This is a genomic window from Glaciecola nitratireducens FR1064, from assembly GCF_000226565.1.
Taxonomy (GTDB): Bacteria; Pseudomonadota; Gammaproteobacteria; order Enterobacterales; family Alteromonadaceae; genus Glaciecola; species Glaciecola nitratireducens.
In genome coordinates this window covers 3,743,250-3,761,620 of the sequence record NC_016041.1, presented here as the reverse complement: position 1 = coordinate 3,761,620, position 18,371 = coordinate 3,743,250, and the positions used below count along the sequence as shown (strand labels likewise).

Annotated in this window: 16 protein-coding genes; 11 read left to right on the top strand and 5 right to left on the bottom strand. The window is 42.3% G+C overall.

Features of this window, described 5'->3' with window-relative positions:
* The first annotated feature begins 208 nt into the window (after positions 1 to 208).
* The 10 genes from GNIT_RS18020 (at position 209) to GNIT_RS15910 (ending at position 7,778) form a co-directional block, all read left to right on the top strand.
* Entirely contained in the window at positions 209 to 649 is a 441-nt protein-coding gene (locus GNIT_RS18020) for a universal stress protein (RefSeq protein ID WP_014110333.1), read from the top strand.
* Positions 650 to 670: 21 nt separating this feature from the next.
* On the top strand, positions 671 to 2,125 hold the full coding sequence (gene atpD / locus GNIT_RS15950; RefSeq protein WP_202945466.1) for a F0F1 ATP synthase subunit beta: 1,455 nt from the start codon (positions 671 to 673) through the stop codon (positions 2,123 to 2,125).
* Entirely contained in the window at positions 2,118 to 2,522 is a 405-nt protein-coding gene (locus GNIT_RS15945) for a F0F1 ATP synthase subunit epsilon (RefSeq protein ID WP_041246475.1), read from the top strand. Before atpD ends, GNIT_RS15945 begins: the two co-directional genes overlap by 8 nt.
* A gap of 148 nt (positions 2,523 to 2,670) precedes the next feature.
* A complete protein-coding gene (locus GNIT_RS15940) occupies positions 2,671 to 3,120 on the top strand; it encodes an AtpZ/AtpI family protein (protein WP_014110330.1) in 450 nt (149 codons plus the stop codon).
* Between the two features lie 11 nt (positions 3,121 to 3,131).
* Entirely contained in the window at positions 3,132 to 3,473 is a 342-nt protein-coding gene (locus GNIT_RS15935; RefSeq protein WP_014110329.1) for an ATP synthase subunit I, read from the top strand.
* Positions 3,463 to 4,149: a F0F1 ATP synthase subunit A gene (locus GNIT_RS15930; RefSeq protein ID WP_041246474.1), complete on the top strand. Its 687-nt coding sequence runs from the start codon at positions 3,463 to 3,465 to the stop codon at positions 4,147 to 4,149. Before GNIT_RS15935 ends, GNIT_RS15930 begins: the two co-directional genes overlap by 11 nt.
* Positions 4,150 to 4,232: 83 nt before the next feature.
* Complete coding sequence (locus tag GNIT_RS15925; protein ID WP_014110327.1) at positions 4,233 to 4,514, top strand: F0F1 ATP synthase subunit C; 282 nt, start codon at positions 4,233 to 4,235, stop codon at positions 4,512 to 4,514.
* 3 nt (positions 4,515 to 4,517) lie between these two features.
* On the top strand, positions 4,518 to 5,321 hold the full coding sequence (locus GNIT_RS15920) for a F0F1 ATP synthase subunit B family protein (protein WP_014110326.1): 804 nt from the start codon (positions 4,518 to 4,520) through the stop codon (positions 5,319 to 5,321).
* Positions 5,318 to 6,865: an alternate F1F0 ATPase, F1 subunit alpha gene (locus GNIT_RS15915; RefSeq protein WP_014110325.1), complete on the top strand. Its 1,548-nt coding sequence runs from the start codon at positions 5,318 to 5,320 to the stop codon at positions 6,863 to 6,865. Before GNIT_RS15920 ends, GNIT_RS15915 begins: the two co-directional genes overlap by 4 nt.
* A gap of 10 nt (positions 6,866 to 6,875) precedes the next feature.
* The gene (locus GNIT_RS15910; RefSeq protein ID WP_014110324.1) at positions 6,876 to 7,778 is read left to right on the top strand and encodes a F0F1 ATP synthase subunit gamma; all 903 of its coding nucleotides are present in this window, start codon (positions 6,876 to 6,878) and stop codon (positions 7,776 to 7,778) included.
* A 32-nt stretch (positions 7,779 to 7,810) separates the two neighbouring features.
* Here the strand turns inward: GNIT_RS15910 and GNIT_RS15905 are convergent, their stop codons facing one another.
* The 4 genes from GNIT_RS15905 to GNIT_RS15890 all read right to left on the bottom strand — a co-directional run bounded on the left by GNIT_RS15905 (position 7,811) and on the right by GNIT_RS15890 (position 15,187).
* Entirely contained in the window at positions 7,811 to 9,526 is a 1,716-nt protein-coding gene (locus GNIT_RS15905; RefSeq protein WP_014110323.1) for a two-component system response regulator, read from the bottom strand.
* 247 nt (positions 9,527 to 9,773) lie between these two features.
* On the bottom strand, positions 9,774 to 10,208 hold the full coding sequence (locus GNIT_RS15900; protein WP_049786948.1) for a response regulator: 435 nt from the start codon (positions 10,206 to 10,208) through the stop codon (positions 9,774 to 9,776).
* Entirely contained in the window at positions 10,205 to 12,901 is a 2,697-nt protein-coding gene (locus GNIT_RS15895) for a PAS domain S-box protein (protein WP_014110321.1), read from the bottom strand. Before GNIT_RS15895 ends, GNIT_RS15900 begins: the two co-directional genes overlap by 4 nt.
* A 204-nt stretch (positions 12,902 to 13,105) precedes the next feature.
* A complete protein-coding gene (locus GNIT_RS15890) occupies positions 13,106 to 15,187 on the bottom strand; it encodes an EAL domain-containing protein (RefSeq protein WP_014110320.1) in 2,082 nt (693 codons plus the stop codon).
* A gap of 277 nt (positions 15,188 to 15,464) precedes the next feature.
* Here GNIT_RS15890 and GNIT_RS15885 point away from each other — a divergent pair, with 277 nt between their 5' ends.
* Positions 15,465 to 16,448 (top strand): LLM class flavin-dependent oxidoreductase, encoded by a 984-nt coding sequence (locus GNIT_RS15885; RefSeq protein ID WP_014110319.1) that lies wholly within the window; start codon positions 15,465 to 15,467, stop codon positions 16,446 to 16,448.
* An 88-nt stretch (positions 16,449 to 16,536) separates the two neighbouring features.
* Here GNIT_RS15885 and GNIT_RS15880 read toward each other — a convergent pair whose 3' ends face one another.
* A complete protein-coding gene (locus GNIT_RS15880; RefSeq protein WP_014110318.1) occupies positions 16,537 to 18,174 on the bottom strand; it encodes a methyl-accepting chemotaxis protein in 1,638 nt (545 codons plus the stop codon).
* Positions 18,175 to 18,371: the final 197 nt, after the last annotated feature.

The following is an 18,371-nucleotide window of genomic DNA, read 5'->3' as shown; positions in this document are numbered from 1 at the left end:
TGTGCCGATTCTTCTGAGCGTATCTGTTAGTTTGCTTGGAAGCTTGCCAATTGTCTGTGCGAATGCGCACATTAGATAGCAAGGTTACTTTTGTAGGCTGGGCTTGACTTTGCGCGCTACCGCACAGAACGGTCATCTTGAATGCATTATGATCTGCTGATAGTAACGAATACTTTTTAATCAGTCTTTTTGCTTAGAGGATAAGGCCATGAGTAACTATAGAAAAATACTAATCGCTATCGATTTCCATACAGAATATGAAAACGTGATCCACCGCGCATTAAAAATAGCGGAATCGAAGGACGATTTGAATTTGCTTTTTGTTACGCTTCCATCTGTTTATGTTCAGCCTTACTTATATGGCATGAGTACGAAAGAACTGAGTGATGCAGACAATATGAAAAAAGCGATGAAGCGGCTTCAGCAGATTGCCAAAAAATTTGGTATTCCTGCGCAAAATGTCCACGTTAAATTGGGTGATATTGCAGAGCAAATTAAGAAGTTTGCAAATGAAGAACACGCTGATTTAATTGTTATTGGTACGCATGGACGCAGCGGTATCAAACTCCTGCTTGGTTCAACCGCAAATGCAGTTTTACATGGGGTTAAGCAGGACGTGCTAGCAGTGCGCATGCATGACAATATTTAATACGAGCTTTTAAGCACCAAAATGAGCTCTCAAAATATGACTTTAACGACGGTAAAGGCGAGTGATAGCCAACTCAATAATGGTGTGGTCGTGGCAATACGCGGCAGCGTCGTTGATGTCAGGTTTGAAACTCAACTGCCGACTATTCACTCTATGCTCACTATGGGTAACGGTCAGAAGATCGTTATTGAAGTATTAGAGCAACGAGATTCAAAGCATGTGCGTGGTATAGCACTTACATCAACTCAAGGGCTGTCACGCGGAACAACCGTGCAATTTAGTTGCCAACCACTACTGGCCCCTGTTGGCAGAGGTATCCTGTCACGTATGTTTGATGTGTTTGGTAACACTATTGACCGCGAGGGTGAGTTAACTAACGTAAAATGGCGTTCAGTTTATGGTCTGCCACCGACATTGGCCCAACGCTCAACAAACTCAGAAATATTTGAAACCGGCATTAAAATTATTGATGTGCTGGTACCGCTTGAACGCGGCGGAAAAGCCGGGTTGTTCGGTGGAGCCGGGGTGGGGAAAACTGTGCTGTTAACGGAAATGATCCACAACATGATTGGTAAGCACAAAGGCGTGAGTATTTTTTGCGGTATCGGTGAGCGTTGTCGTGAAGGAGAAGAGCTTTATAGGGAAATGAAAGAAGCTGATGTTCTGCCCAATATGGTGATGCTATTTGGCCAAATGAACGAACCCCCAGGCAGTCGTTTTCGAATTGGGCAGGTAGCGCTGACCATGGCAGAATATTTTCGAGATGATGAACAGCGTGATGTACTGCTGCTCATTGACAATATTTTTCGTTTTATTCAAGCAGGTTCGGAAGTTTCTGGATTGATGGGACAAATGCCGTCTCGACTTGGCTATCAACCTACCATGGGCACTGAGTTAGCGGGGCTAGAAGAAAGGATTGCTAACACTGACAAAGCGGCTATTACCTCAATTCAAGCCGTGTATGTGCCCGCAGATGATTTTACTGATCCAGCCGCGGTACATACCTTTTCGCACCTTTCCGCGTCAATTGTACTGTCGCGTAAACGAGCTAGTGAGGGGCTCTTTCCGGCCATCGATCCTTTGCAGTCGAACTCAAAAATGGCGACGCCCAGTGTTGTTGGCGAACGTCACTATGAATTAGCTCAGAAAGTCCGTAAAACGCTAGCGCAATACGCTGAACTTAAAGACATTATTGCTATGCTGGGGCTTGAGCAACTCTCCGTTGAGGACCGCGCAGTGGTGGGTCGAGCGCGCCGTTTGGAGCGATTTTTTACACAACCTTTTTATACGACCGAGCGATTTACCGGTAAAGAAGGGAAATTAGTTAGCCTCGCTGATGCACTCGACGGTTGTGAGCGGATACTAAACGATGAGTTTAAAGATTATTCAGAGAGCTCTCTTTATATGATAGGCACCATTGCTGAAGCCAAAAAAAAGGTCGAAGCATCATCAAACAAAGCGTCAGCTGATGCCTGAAGTGTACATGCACCTTAAGCTGCTTTTGCCTCATCATATCTTGCTAGACAGACAAGATGTTACTCACATCGAGGTCGAAACATATGAAGGAGCGTATGGCTTTTTACCACATAGACTTGACTGCGTGGCACCCTTGCCACCTGGTATTTTGGCTTTTACAACAGAAAAAAAAGATGAAGTATTTGTAGCACTAGATGAGGGCGTGTTAGTTAAAACAGGTGCCGATGTGCTGGTGTCGGTGCGTAATGCCATGATGGATGCTGATCTAGAAAAACTGCGCGACGTGGTAGAAAAAGAATTTTTGGCAATGGATGAGCAAGCGCTGCAAGTGCGCAGAGTCATGGCGAAATTGGAAAGCAGCTTTTTGCATCGATTCGCCAAGATAAACAAGCCTTAATCTAACTAAAGTAAGCAAAAATAGGGGTAACAAACTAGTAAAGATTGATAGCCATTGCCCACTGTTAGCATTCTTAGCCAATATTAGTGAGGCCAAAACTATGACACAAGAAAAACATGACACAAGAAAAACATGACATAAGAAAAACATGACGGAAGAAAAACAACAAGAACCGAAGAATACGCCACGGACGATGACTACAGAAGTGGGTGTAAAAGCAGCGCGAAAGCTGCATGCACGGCGCCAACCAGAGCAAAAGGTTTGGCTCGGTTTAGGGATGATGGGTTTAATTGGCTGGTCGGTTGCCGTACCGACACTATTGGGCGCTGGTTTAGGCATCTACATTGATACATACCATCCGAGTGAAAGATCGTGGACTTTGGCCCTTTTGGTCGCTGGACTGGCAATGGGTTGCTTCAATGCATGGCATTGGGTCTCAAAAGAAGAGAGGGCGATCCATGCTCCTGAAAATGAAGTTAGCAATAGCAATGCGACCAGTTCTGATAAAAGCACTACAGAGCAAACCAGCGCTGAAGAACATGAGCAGGACTCAGTGAATAAAGAAGCCAGTCAAGAGAAGAAAACAACGAAAAAGTAGAGGAAAAAAGCATGAGCGAACTGTATCAAACAATAACAGCTTTGTTGGTCATATGGTGTATTGGTGTTGGATTAGGTGTTTTTTTCTTTGGTGGCTTATGGTGGACGGTTCGCAAAGGCTTATTTTCTGCTCACCCTGCATTATGGATGTTAAGCAGTTTGCTACTGCGCATGGGACTAACCGTAGGCGGCTTTTACTTGGTCCTTTCAAGTGACTTAGTTGGCGCAGCATGGCAGCGTTTACTCTTGTGTTTGCTTGGTTTTCTGACTGCACGCTTGTTGATTACTCAGGGTACTCGTTCGATTGAAGCAAAATCGTCGGTCTCAAGTAAGGGGGTCCAAGATGGATCTTAGTCCTGACATGATCGTTTATTGGCAGTTCGGATTTCTCAAATTGAACGCCACAATTGTTTTCACTTGGGGCTTAATGCTTCTATTGACGATTAGCTCCCTGCTCATCACCCGGAAACTTTCCAAGGAATTAGCGCGTTCACGTTGGCAGAATTTTCTAGAAATTATTGTCACGGGTATCGAACAACAAATAAAAGATGTTGGTTTGCATGAGGCTAATAAATATTTAGGTTTTTTAGGGACTTTATTTTTGTTTCTAGTGGCAGCCAGCGTTTGTACTATTATTCCTGGCTATGAGCCCCCTACAGCGTCCTTGTCGACAACAATGGCCCTAGCCTTAACCGTGTTTATTGCGGTACCGATTTTTGGTATCGCTGAGCGCGGACTCGGCAAATACCTTAATTCCTATATGCAACCCACGGTGCTGATGCTGCCCTTTAACGTTATTAGTGAACTGTCGCGCACCTTAGCTCTGGCTGTGCGTTTATTTGGCAATATGATGAGTGGCGCAATGATTATCGGTATTTTGTTAACCATCACACCATTTATTTTCCCAATAGTCATGACGGCACTCGGGCTGCTGACCGGTATGGTACAAGCATATATCTTTAGTATTTTGGCTGCGGTCTATATTGCAGCTGCCACTCGTTCGCGCTTAGCCGAGGAGCTAAAGACATAGAAGGTTTAAGCAAGTAGCACTATTAATTAAGTCGGGTTTCGACACAAAAGAAAAAATATTTAACGTTTAATTGAGGAAACAATATGGACAGCATGACAATGATAGCGGTGGCTTCAATCGTTATATCAGGCATTACTATTTGTTTTGGTTCCCTTGGTCCGGCATTGGGTGAGGGACGCGCGGTAGCAACCGCATTGAGCGCGTTAGCACAGCAGCCTGATGCATCGGCTACCATTACACGAACATTGTTCGTGGGTTTAGCGATGATTGAATCTACGGCCATTTACTGTTTCGTAGTGTCGATGATCCTGATTTTTGCGAATCCTTTCTGGAATCATGCGATTGCGCAAAGCGCAGGAAACTAACAAATGTTAATTGATTGGTTTACGGTTGCAGCTCAAGCAATTAATTTTTTCTTATTGGTATGGCTGCTAAAGCGATATTTATATAAACCCATATTACATGCTATTGATGCTCGTGAGCAACGCATTAAGGCGCAGCTTGCTGATGGCGCCGCGCAACAAGAAAAGGCAGAAAGCGAGCGTGAAAAATTTCACAGTAAAAATGAAAAATTTGAACAAGAGCGCGCCAAACTGATGCACAAAGCGATAGCTGAGGCTGATAACGAGCATCAGCGTTTAGTTGAAAAAGCGAGACAAGATGCGCAAGCTGAGCGACTTAAATATGAGCAGAACTTAGCGTTAGATGCACACAAGCTGAAACACACACTGAGTTCAAAAGCCGCACAAGAAGTTTTGGCTATCACTCGAAAAACATTGAAGGACTTAGCCAGCGCAAATTTAGAAGAGCAAGTGGTCGCAGTTTTTATAAAAACGCTGAATGAATTAACAGCACCAGTGAAAGCTGGCATAACACAGGCATTAAAAGCAACATCAGGAACTGAGCCTGCGCTTGTTCGAAGCGCATTTGATGTGCCGCAGAAGCTGCGAATAAAAATCCAAGAAGCAATTAAGACAATGTTTCATGCTGACATGGATCTGCAGTTCGAAACTAAACAGGACTTAATCTGTGGGATTGAACTGATTGCCAGTGGTCAAAAGCTAGCGTGGAGTATCGACGATTATTTGTTAACACTTGAGAAAAATATCGATACTTTGTTAGAGGCAGACAAACAATCCCCCAGAGAAAGTGACGAAGCAAGGAAAATATGAACAGCGAAGCTCACGGTTTGGACGCGATTTTTGACACTACCTTTGCACGTATTCAGCAGGGGCGAGAGGCGCATGCTCCGCATTTAGAGTTATGTGAAATTGGTATCATAAGCAAAGTCTCTACCGGTATTGCTACGGTTACGGGGCTTCCTGGAGTGGGATTTGAAGAATTAATTATTTTTCCTGGTAATGTGCTTGGTATCGCATTCAATGTTGATGAGTTCGAAATTGGGGTTGTTTTACTTGGCGATTATTCAAAGTTGCAGGCGGGTGATGAAGTGCGTCGCAGTGGGCGGGTTATGGACGTCGCCGTAGGAGATGAACTGCTTGGAAGAGTTATCAGTCCTCTAGGAGAGCCTTTAGATGAAGGCGCTGTGATTGACACTGGTTTGCGGTCCCCAATCGAGCGACCGGCAGCTCCTATTATGGATCGTGTTCCGGTTACTAATCCACTGCAAACTGGTCTTATTGTCATTGACGCGATGATCCCGATTGGGCGTGGGCAGCGCGAACTTATCCTTGGCGATCGCCAGACAGGAAAAACTGCCATCGCCATCGATACGATTCTAAATCAGCGTGACCAGGATGTTATTTGTGTGTATTGCGCTATTGGCCAACGCGCTGCAACGGTTGCAAAAACGATTAACGTTTTACGTAAACATAATGCAATGGCCTATACGGTGGTCATAGTAACAGAAGGAAATGAGCCGCCGGGATTACAGTATATTGCGCCATACGCTGCCACAAGCATTGCTGAATACTTTATGGAGCAAGGGCGTAATGTGCTAATTGTGTATGACGACTTAACCAAGCATGCACGGGCATATCGAGAGTTGTCGCTGTTGCTGCGTCGTCCTCCAGGGCGTGAGGCTTTTCCTGGCGATATCTTCTATATTCACTCTCGTTTATTGGAGCGCGCCACGCATTTGTGTGAAGCTCGCGGCGGCGGTTCGCTTACTGCGCTACCTATTATCGAAACAGAGGCGCAAAACATTTCTGCTTACATTCCTACAAACCTCATCTCTATTACGGATGGCCAAATTTATTTGTCGCCGTCACTCTTTAAATTGGGGGTTTTACCCGCAATTGACGTGGGTAGGTCAGTTTCAAGAGTTGGCGGGAAAGCGCAAAGGGCCGCATTTCGTGCTGTCACCGGAGACCTTAAACTTGCTTACGCACAGTTTGAAGAGCTCGAGACGTTCGCGCGCTTTGGTGCTCGTTTGGATGACGACTCGCGCCAAACTATTGAGCATGGCAGACGCATTCGCGCATGCTTAAAGCAGGCTGAATCATCGCCCATGTTAGTCGCGACCCAGATCACAGTATTGCTTGCTTTGAGTTCGGGGCTATTTGATAAGGTACCACTCACACAAATGCGAGCGGCGCAAAGCGCATTAAGTAAAGCGATTATTCAACTGCCCGAAGACTTAAGGGCACGATTCGAAACGGCTTCAACTTTGAGTCAGGATGATCGAAAAAGTATCATTGAGTTAGCAACAAAGATACTTGCCGACTTTCAGAATGAACCAGAGTTGCCAGTGTGATGAGAAGTATATGAGCAATACTGCAGCCAACATTCAGCGCAAAATAAATAGTGCGAGCGATCTCAAGGGCGTTGTTCGAACCATGAAGGCAGTTGCTGCTTCGAGTATCAGCCAGTACGAAAATTCAGTCAGTGCGTTGGCCGATTATTATCGCACGGTGGAATTAGGTTTAAGTGCAAGTTTGCGTGGGAGTCGGTCGAATATGCCTCTTTTGGCACCTGCTTTCCATCAACCTGCCGCAGATAGCCAAGTCATCGGTGCTATTGTATTCGGTTCAGATCAAGGTTTGGTTGGTCAATTCAATGAGGACCTTGCAGATTTCGCGATTAACATACTGAGAAAATTAGGTGAAAAACCGCGCGTATGGGCAATTGGTGAAAGAGTTCAGGCACGTATTGCTGACTCAGGTGTGGCAATTGAAAAAGGGTTTAGCGTGCCTACGAGCGTGAATGCCATTGCTGATTTGGTCAGACAAATTCAAATTGAAAGCGATACGCAAGGAACAAGCGCGATTAACGCAGTAGTCTATGTATTTCACAACCGGCCTGTGTCTGCTTCACTTTATCAGCCTGTGTCGCAACGTTTGTTGCCGCTCGATCATCAATGGTATCACCACCTTATTCAGGTTCAGTGGCCGACAAAAATGCCGCCAGAATTTCTGTGCAGCAGCAGCACGACGATCGCGGCTTTAATTCGTGAATACGTGTTTATTTCGCTATATCGTGCTTGCGCTGAGTCACTCGCTAGTGAAAACGCGAGTCGCCTCGCTGCAATGCAGCGAGCGGAAAAAAACATTGATGAACTATTGGAAAACCTAACTAGAGATTTCGACCGAGTGCGGCAGAGCTCAATTGATGAGGAGCTGAGCGATGTCTTGGCTGGCTATGAGTTGCTCAATACAAACCAAAAGTAATTGAAATGCAAAATAGAACCAAATTTAGTTGATCAAATATATGGTCCTTTTGCGCTTTCCAGCAGAAACGTTTCCCAACTGCCACTCGGAATCGCTGGGTATCCTAAATGAAAGCCTTGTAAATAGTCACACTCAAGCTCAAGTGCGGATTTGCAAAGCACTTCATTTTCGATGCCTTCTGCGATGACTCGCATATCCAAGCCGTGAGCAAGTCCGCAAATAGCTTCAATGATTTTAGCGTTACGTTGATTTTGCTCGAGCTCTAAAAAGAATTTTTTATCAATTTTCAGAATGTTACAGGGTAAATCCGCAATGTATTCCATTGAGCTGTAACCGGTGCCAAAATCATCAATGGCAACTTGAAATTTAGCTTCTACTAAACGCAGTAAGCATTCCTTTGCCTTTTCTGGATAGATCATTAAATGAGTTTCAGTGACTTCTAAAATAACGTTGCTGGGAGCAACCTGATATTGCGATGTTAACTTAATAACAAGCTCCGAAAATTTAAGATTATGACAAACGTTCGCAGGCAGATTTAAGCAAAGTTGAAGATTAGGCTGAGTAAGCTGAAACTCTTTGAATTTGGTAAATGACTGCTTCAGCAACCAATCATGGAACTCTATATCAAGGCCCAGCTCCATTACTAAATTAATCGTTTCTATTGGATTAATCCATTTATCGTAATGTTGCCAGCGAGTTAAAGCCTCAATCGCCACAACCTGCTTATTATCATGAGCTGAAAATATGGGTTGGAACGCGACCTGAAGTTTACCTTCTGCTAGCGCCATCGGTAATGCATCTTTTAACAGCTCTCTTTCGTCCTCAAGTCGCTTTTCATTTTCATTGTAAGTGACATATTGAGCTCTTCCTTTGGCTTTAGCTCGATAGAGAGCAACGTCGGCTTGTCGCATTAGCTTCTTACTATCGTCTGCTAAACTCGGATAAACTGTCAGCCCAATTGACGCCGTAATAGGAATAACCGAATTTCTATATACAATATCGACCGTCAGTGAAGAGAGTAATTTTTCAGCAACTAAACGAGACGAATCTTCGTCTGTTTCAGGCAGTAAAATGGCAAACTCATCTCCACCAAGTCTACCTGCCGTATCTGTTTTTCGAATAAAATTTTCTAGCTTTTTACCCACGACACTAAGCACGTAATCGCCCGCTTCATGTCCATAAATATCGTTAATAGATTTGAATCTGTCGAGGTCTAGCATTATCAAGCCAAAGCGGTGACTGTACCTCACTGATTCGTTAAATGTTTGCTCTAGCTTTTCGAGGAAAAGCCCTCTATTGGTTAAGCCGGTCAGAGAATCGTAAAGGGCGAGCTGCTCTAACTGTTTGGTCAGTTTCCAAGTTTGCACTGCGTTTTGTATTGTTCGAATCAGCGTATTTGGGCTTAAATCATCTTTCACTATATAATCTTGCACACCAAGTTTTAGAAGTCGTACCGCATTTTTGGTATCTTCTTGGCCTGTGATGATAACGATTGGGCAAGGCGCGAGTTTCTGATTATTTTCGAATGACTCAAGTAAGTTTAACGCGCTGCCATCGGGCAAGTTAAAGTCTAATAAACAGCAAGCATGTTTTGAATTACTCCCAAGGCAATCAGATGCCGCTTTAATAGTCGACACACACTCTATGTGTTCAAACCCATGATCAACTTCTTCGAGTAATCGAAGATAAAGAGTCATATCTGCAGGATTGTCTTCTACAATAAGTAACGACGATGTTTCTAAGGCCATACTATTTAACCTTTGCTCGCTGCTTCGAGAACTTTATGGCGAGGGTTGTGGGTTCGTATTGATGAGAGCGTGCGAATCTGTGTTCACATAATTAGCCCTCACTTCGCTCTTAATACTTTATCGACAAAAAGTAGGTTAAGAGTAGATAACATTCGCTTACCCTTAATTTAAACTAAAGTCTACATCAAGAAATTGACTTGTCTAGCATTTAAAAAAATACTTTGAATGCCCACTTTTAAGTACATATCTATTTTATTTTGTTGGGCAATACCACAAGTTCAAACCAAAAATTTTCCAGCTGCTGAATCGTTTTAATGAACTGAGAATCTAGGACGGGTTTGGTTAAGTAAGCATTCACACCTAGCCGATAGCTTTCTATTACGTCCTTCTCACGATTAGAAGTCGTTAACATCACCACAGGTAAGTGTTTCAATTCAAGATCGGCTCTTATCTCCTGAAGCGTTTGCTTTCCGTCCATTACCGGCATATTGATGTCCATCAGCACAAGATCAGGCAATGAATCTGATAACAGCATGTCTCTAAGGCTTTCTAAGGCTTTTTGTCCATTTGGCAAAATGGTTAAATCACAGGCAATTTTGCCATCTTCCAAGGCTCGTTCTACCATTACTTGGTCTGAATGGTTGTCTTCAACCAGCATAATATGGGCCTTTCTTCTCATCATAACCTCCCCGTTTGATTGTAAGGAATGTGTAGCGTAAATGTCGAGCCTTGGCCCGGTGTTGAGACTACTGATATGTCGCCAGATAAACTGTGCATTATTTTTTTAACGATGGCTAGGCCTAACCCCGTGCCTTGGTACTCGGTATCGCCATGTAACTTTTTAAATAAACCAAATATTTGAGCCTGATTTGAAGGTTCGATACCGATGCCATTATCCTTCACATGAATTTTTAAGAATTGATTGTCACTTTGTTCAACGGATATTGAAATAAATGGCAGCCCTTCTTTGCTAGAGAACTTAATGGCGTTTTGAATCAAATTCTGCAATGCAAGCCTAAGTTGCGCAGGATCAGTAATGACGTTTGGTAAGTCTTTGTCAAATTCAAGGGTTGTTTGTGTTTCGCTTATTTTTGTTTGAAGATCGTCTACTACCTGTTGTATGACCCTGCTTAAGTTTGTATCGACAAGATGAACTTCGGCGTTACCGACTCTTGAGAACTGCAGCAAATCATCAATCAACGATGTCATTCTTTTGGAAGCATTATCAATAAATTCTTTATCCTGCTTTATTCTCTCAGTTTTGTTCGCTTTTAGGTCGGCGATTAAATACGAGGTATAAGTTTGCATTGTGCGCAGTGGCTCTTTCAAATCGTGCGAAGCCACGTAGGCAAACTGCTCAAGCTCCTCATTAGATTTTAACAAGTCACTTTCTAAACTTTTTTGTTGATTAATATCTTCGATCACAGAAATAAGGTGATTGTTAGTACCATCATCATGGCGAACTATCGATACAGTTAACCTTGTCCAAACAATAGAGGTATCTTTACGAATATATCGTTTCTCCATTGTGTAATGATTTATTTCGCCGTCTAGTAGAGTTTGTAGCAAGCTCTCATCGCGGCTTAAATCATCTGGATACGTGATTTTTTGAAAATTGAGAGCTAAGAGGGCATCACGCTCATAACCTAAGATTTCACATATTTTATTATTAACCTTTAACCAACTGCCGTCTAATCCAACGTGCGCTATGCCTACTGCAGCTTGTTCGAAAGTATCTAAAAACTCTTTCGCTAAACGTTTATTACTTTCTTCTCGTTCCTTAATATTTGATACATCAACCGCAGAGCCTAAGATTTCACGGGGATTGCCTTGTAATTCCGTCGAGTAAGTTGCATTACTAAATAATGACCATACCCAGTGTCCTTGTTTATGTAAAACTCTAGTCTCAAATGTAATTTTTTCATGTAACTTTGAGGTTCTTAGCGTCGCTATATGGCGCTCTAAGGGCGCAAGATCCTCGGGATGAATTAGTGTCGAAAGACGTCGTTCATGAAGCAATTCCTCAAGTTCCTCGTTTGTATATCCCCATAACGAAGTCACCTGCTTGTTTGCAAATTTTAAGTGATTAGTTTTAATATCAACAATAAATATGGCTGAGTTTGACTGCGCTAATACGGCATCCAAGAACTGATTATTGTCCTCTAATTCGGTTTGTAATACTTTTAATTGATTGACGTTCGTCAACGTACCTGACATCAAAAGAGGCTTACCAGATTGATCAAAAATAGAGTCGCCTACAGTTCGATACCATATATACTCGTTGTTACTATTTTTACCTCTGTATAACACATCATAGCCACCCTTGCCTTCAAGGTGGGCCTCTAAAGAAGTCTGTACTCTAGAGACATCTTCGGGATGGACATGTGATAACCAATCATCAAAGACCATCTCTTCTTCGCGTTTATTGGTGTTAAGAAATGAAATGAATTTTGGACTAAACCACACTTGATTAGTCAATACGTTCCATTCCCAAATACCCACATCGGTAGCATCAACAGCGCGTTGCAAACGTTTTGAACTCTCTAAGAATTGCTTCTTCTGAACACCAACTTCACTAACGCTGACAACCGAAGCAAAAGTATATCGTTCATTTTCGAACTCGTGCACTGACAAAGTCACTTCGACCGGTATTGAATCGCCAGACTTTGTAAGACCCCAAACTAATCTTCCTTCTCCCATCTGCCTTTCACTAGACAGTTGTTCCATATAGCTGTTAACCAATGTTTTGTGACTTTCGGCGTGCTTATCTTGCAGTAATATACTGATATCTTGATGTATTAATTCATGTTTTTTATATCCAAACGTTTCTTCCAATAATTTATTAGTAATTTGAATATTCTGATTTTTATCTATGACCAGCACGCCGGTGGGAAATAGCTCAATAGAAAACTGAAATATAGAATTAGCGCGAGATTCAACCTCAAGCCGCATTCTCTTAACTTCTTCTTCAGCCGCTTTTGCCTGTGCGGCTTTTAATTCAGCAGGAGTTGGTATAGCAATTAATTTGTCTAAATTTAGAAATAACACCGCTGCGGTTAATGCTGACACAACGGCCGTTATGGCTTTTAGTATGCCATGCGTTCCATAGCTACCGTTCCATATAGTATAGACAGAGAAGAGGTGGGTGAGGCCGCAAGACAAAATAAATAAGGCAAACAAGATAAAAACGCCTTTAAATTTCTGGTCCTTGCGTTGTTGCACCATGTAAAGGAGTACAAAGGGGATGGAAAAATAGGAGAATGCGATAACCAGATCGGATATAACATTGGTCCAAAGGATACCCGGTTGCCACAAATAACAATGCCCATGAGGCATATAGTCCCCGCGGAAAAACTCAGTCCAAAATCCTTGCATAAGCGGTAGTCCTTAATAATTGTGGCAGCCTAGAAAATTTAATTTGTACTTAACGTATACAGAAATAAAGTATAAAAACACTATCGCCTTGCAACCATGCATCAGCATTGGTAAAACAGCAATCCGTTAGCTCATTAATTTTTCAGACAGGCAATACGTTTGTATCGTAAGAATTTTGCGCTATTACGAGCCAAAGCAGCAAAACTAAGAATTTTTCGTGTGCTTAAATTCGAGAAGTTCTCTAGCGGGTATTGGTTTGCTGAAATAATAGCCCTGCACGTAATCACAGCCTAAATCCTCTAATAAGGTAAGCTGTTCTCGCATCTCGACGCCTTCAGCAACAACAACCAAGCCTAGGCTGTGAGCCATAGCTATGGTTGCTTTTACTAAGTCACAGTCTTCTTTCTTCAGAGTGATGCCGTTGATAAAGCTTCGATCGATCTTTAGAACGTCAAAGGCATATTGCCGCAAATAACTCAAAGAGGAATAGCCTGTTCCAAAGTCATCCATAGATAACTTTATTCCCAGCTTATGTAATTCAAGTAAGGCCTCGTCTATATACGATTTGCCAATCATCAATACGCCTTCCGTGATCTCAAACTCCAAATGGTCTGGATTGATATTTGTATCACTTAGTGCTTTTTTGATGAATTCGATTAAGTCATTGTCTCTAAATTGACGAGGCGATAAGTTTACCGCAATCATATAGTCCTGTTGACTCGCAGTTTGCCATTCACTTAAAAAGCTAAGCGACTGCTCAATGACATATTTTCCTATGGGTACGATTAACCCCGTCTGTTCAGCAATAGGAATAAATTCATCAGGCGTGACGTTTCCCAACATTGGGTTGCGCCAGCGAAGCAAAGCTTCTGCACCCATTATGCTGCCATCTTTCACATTCAATTGCGGCTGATAATAAACTTCAAATTCATTGCGCTCTAGCGCACCATGCAGTTGCCCTTCAATTTCAAAACGCCGTGTCATAACGATGTTCATTTCTTTAGTAAAAAATGAATAAGCGTTACGTCCCATGGCCTTTGCTTGATACATAGCTGTGTCGGCGTTGCGTAATAGGTCAGACGCGCAATCACCGTTTTCAGGATAAATTGCGATACCGATACTCAAGGTCAATATGAGTTCTCTGCCGTCTATTTGAAAAGGTTCTCTAAAAATTTTGAGTAGGTTTTCAGAAATATCTATCGCACTAGTATTATTGGCCAAGGCGCGTAGCAAAACGATAAATTCATCACCTCCTAAACGACCGACGGTGTCTTCTTTGCGCAATGCGAGTTGCAGCCTGCTGGCGGCCTCAATCAGGAGTTTGTCTCCAACCTCGTGACCTAATGAATCATTTACTTTTTTAAAATCATCCAAATCTAAAAACAGCACAGCCGTTTTCTCGTTGTTTCTTTCAGCCTCGTTAAGCATTTGTGATAAACGGTCGAGCGATAGAAAGCGGTTGGGTAATGACGTTAACGTGTCAAAATAAGCATGCTGGCGAATGACTTCAGCGGTTTTATGCTGTTCTGTAATATCTCTAACGATGACGACAACTTGACTGGATGATTGTAAAAGGCTAATTCTGGCTTCAAAATAGTGCAAGCCGCTTGGTACATCTAACTCATATTCGAAACTGGCTACGCCTTTCTGTTTTAGTACTTTAGCAATATGAATTTTGAATTTGTCACAAACGCCTTCCGGAAGCACGCTGGTTATCTGCTTACCAATAAAATGCTCGGGTGGAACATAGAGTTTTGACGTATTGCTGGCGTGATAATCAACAATGGTTCCATCTTCTTCCATTAAGAAAAATAGGTCAGGAGTCGCCTCAAACACGGCTTTCAGCATATTCGCTTTGAACATCGCCTGTTCTTGAGCTTGAATCACATCAGCCAAATTAATATCAATACAATACATTTGCTTTTGATTGTATTGGTTTGTGAACATTACATGGCTTGAATATACGCTGACATCATCACCGTCTTTATTGCACAGGGTAATTTCTGCGGCAGGGATTTCAATTTCTTTTGTTATCCAATCATTGTGAGCGCTGACGACTAAATGGCGCATAGACTCAGGAACAATCAGTTCCTCTATCTTTTTCCCTAGGGCTTCTGCTTCGGTAAACCCATAAAGTAATTCGCTGCCGACGTTCCAATAAATAACTCTACGCTGTTCATCGTATCCTTGAACAGAGATAACATCCACGGCATCGAAAAGCTGATGAATGGAGCCATTTAGGGCTGTTTGATGGGCTAATTTAGTGCTGATTGTTTTTGCATCCACGTTAAACTAAAAAAATATTAAGCTATTTACATAATAGACCTTAAAGAGTGAATTTGCCGTTTTAAATTGCTTGATTTGAAATACGCTATTGTAAGCCTTTAAAAAGGACTATTTTACTTCAACGTCCCGCTGCTTAACTCGATTTCTATATTACCTTCTATCGAACAATCTAAAAGTATCTAAAGTTATAATTACATGATAAATCAAAAACTGTAAAGCACCCTGATTGTCATTCATATATGATGATGTCAAATTCGCGTTATTTTTCAGGTTGTCTATGAAACTTCCATTCTCCTTGTTAGATCTTGCCCCAATAGGCGAAGGCACGAGCATTGCTGACGCGCTTGATAGTTCTCGGCAACTGGCGGTTCAAGCAGAAAAAAGTGGCTATCATCGTATTTGGTTAGCCGAGCATCATGGTATGCATGGTGTAGCGAGTTCTGCCACTGCCGTTGTACTTGGGCATATTGCAGCTGCCACGAAAACAATAAGAATTGGTTCAGGTGGCGTGATGCTACCTAATCATTCGCCGTTAGTAATAGCTGAGCAATTTGGTACCTTAGCGACTTTGTTTCCAGGTAGAGTCGATCTGGGCCTAGGTCGTGCTCCTGGTACTGATATGGCTACGGCTAATGCGTTAAGACGCAATCTGCAATCTGATGTGGATAGTTACCCAGCGGATATTCGCGAACTACAGCATTATTTGGGAACACCAAAAGATGGGCAGCGCATTGTTGCTGTTCCGGGGGCTAATACACATATACCGCTTTGGTTATTGGGTTCCAGTTTATACAGCGCGCAACTTGCTGGTAAATTCGGTTTGCCGTATTCCTTCGCATCGCATTTTGCGCCGGATCAGTTATTTGATGCAATTAGCTTATACCGTTCAATGTTCGAAGCGTCGGAACAAAGCGAGAAACCGTATATCATGGCCGGTGTGATGGCAGTGGTTGCGGATACTGACGAAGAAGCTAGATATTTGTTTACCTCTGTACAACAGCAATTCATGAATATGCGACAAGGCGCAAATCGACCATTCGCCAAACCTGTAGACGACCTATCGCAAATATGCACTAATGCAGATCAAGCGATGCTTTCACACATATTGCGTTATGCCTTGGTCGGCTCTCCACAGACAGTCTCAGATAAACTACATAAATTTATCGATGCAACAGAGGTCGACGAGTTGATAGTGTCGATGCCGATACATGACATAAAGGCCAGATTGAAGAGTGCTGAAATGTTCGCCAAGTTAATGTAATACTTCTCGCGTTGATACATGTGCTCACACTTTCCAATGCAAGCAATGAAAATATAGTGTGAAGTTGTTTACCATAATGAATTCAACATTAGCTGGATAGGGTCCGCACTTCTAATTCAAGATCTGACTTAATCTCGGATAAAATAGTGTTATCTTTTTGCAGATCTTGCGCCTCCTTATGATTTAGTTCGGATACTTCACGCAAGGACTCAATCGTTTCATTAATTTCTTTACTAGCTTGTGCTTGAATAGCCATAGCCTGAGATACTTTTTGATTTAACTCGGTTATGTGAAAAACTGATGTATCCACTGTGCGCAAAATGCTGTCTGCTTGCTGCACTTTTTCTTCACTGAGTTGCACATTTTGGCTTCCAATTCGAATGGCTTCAACGGCATTTAGGGCTCCTTGCTGCAGCTTCGCGATGATCGTTTGAATTTCTTCTGTAGATTTTTGCGTTCTTGAGGCTAATGTCCTAACTTCATCTGCTACTACAGCAAATCCCCGACCCTGCTCACCCGCACGCGCGGCTTCAATTGCTGCGTTTAGGGCGAGTAAGTTAGTTTGTTCAGCGATACTATTGATAACATCAACAACGCTGCCAACATTTTTAGCATCATCGTCGAGATGTTCAATGACGTTAGCAGTCTCTTTTATCTGCGTGGACGACATGCGTATTGTTTCTATCGTTTCTTGCATCACTTTTTGGCTTGAGCTTGCGGATTCTTTAGCTTTTATTGCGAGTTCAGTGGCCTGATTAATATCGCTTGCTACTTGAGCCGACATTAGCGTCATTTTTGCAGTCGCGGCTGACGCATCCATTGTTTGTGTATTTTGCTGTTCAGAACTAGAAACTAACTTGTTAGAACCTTGAGTTATTCCACTACTTACTTCGGCAAGCTTTTCCTGTATCTCTTGTAAGTGCTCACAAACATTGCGCAATTTATGACTTAAAACTTGAATTGCGAAAGACATTTCACCAATTTCATCCTCTCTATTAGCAATCGCTGCGGCATTAAAATCTCCTTGGCTTAGCGCTTTTAACTGTTTTATGAGGGAAACAATTGGCTTAATGACTCTTTTGTTCATGTATAGGTTTGCAAAGATTATACTAATGACAACAGAAGCAAATATAGCGAAAATGGCCATCCATTTGCTTTGATTGGCCTGCGATTCGAGCACTGCATTTTTATTATTAAGCTGCTTTTGAATGTCCTTTACCAATGTTTCTAAAGTTTTAGTAGGTGCTCGATCAATTCCTCTTACGGCAGAGTCCCCTTTTTTGTGATCAAAATTAGCGTCGACAAACGCTTGTCTGCCAATTTCATATTTTGATAACAATGAAGCGTGTATTTGCCTAAACTCTCTTACTTGGTTTTCTATTGAAGCACTTAAATTCAGGGATAAAATGTCAGTTGCCAATTGCTGCACTAGTTCGTGTTGTTGAACGAATTTAGCCCAATATTTCTCTCGATCTTCCGCTTGATGACCACGAAGCAATACGTTTTTCCATTCCTGAACTTGCGTTTTAAACTGTAAATTCACAGCCCCAATTTGTGAAGCTGCGCTGTTTTCTACTTCTATGAGTTTCTGATACCGATTTATTTGCGAGGAGAGCATGACATTAGAAATAACGGCAATAACACCGATAATCAGAAGCGCTATGGTAATAAGCGTCAAAATTTTGGTTTTGAGCGTCTTAAATTTTGAAGTGGTGGTATTAAGCATGTATTTGCGGGTGCCTTTTAGAGTAATCAGTTTTAACACTGTCAGAAATAGTTTGGCTTCGGCTGATTTCGTTTTTCGACTAGATTTATATCGATAGACTCAATGCTATTTGTAGCAGGAATATTTAAAAGTGTATTTTAATTGTATGACAGTTTTATTGCGTTAGCGGATTATTGTTTAAAAGCCTTATAGTTGAA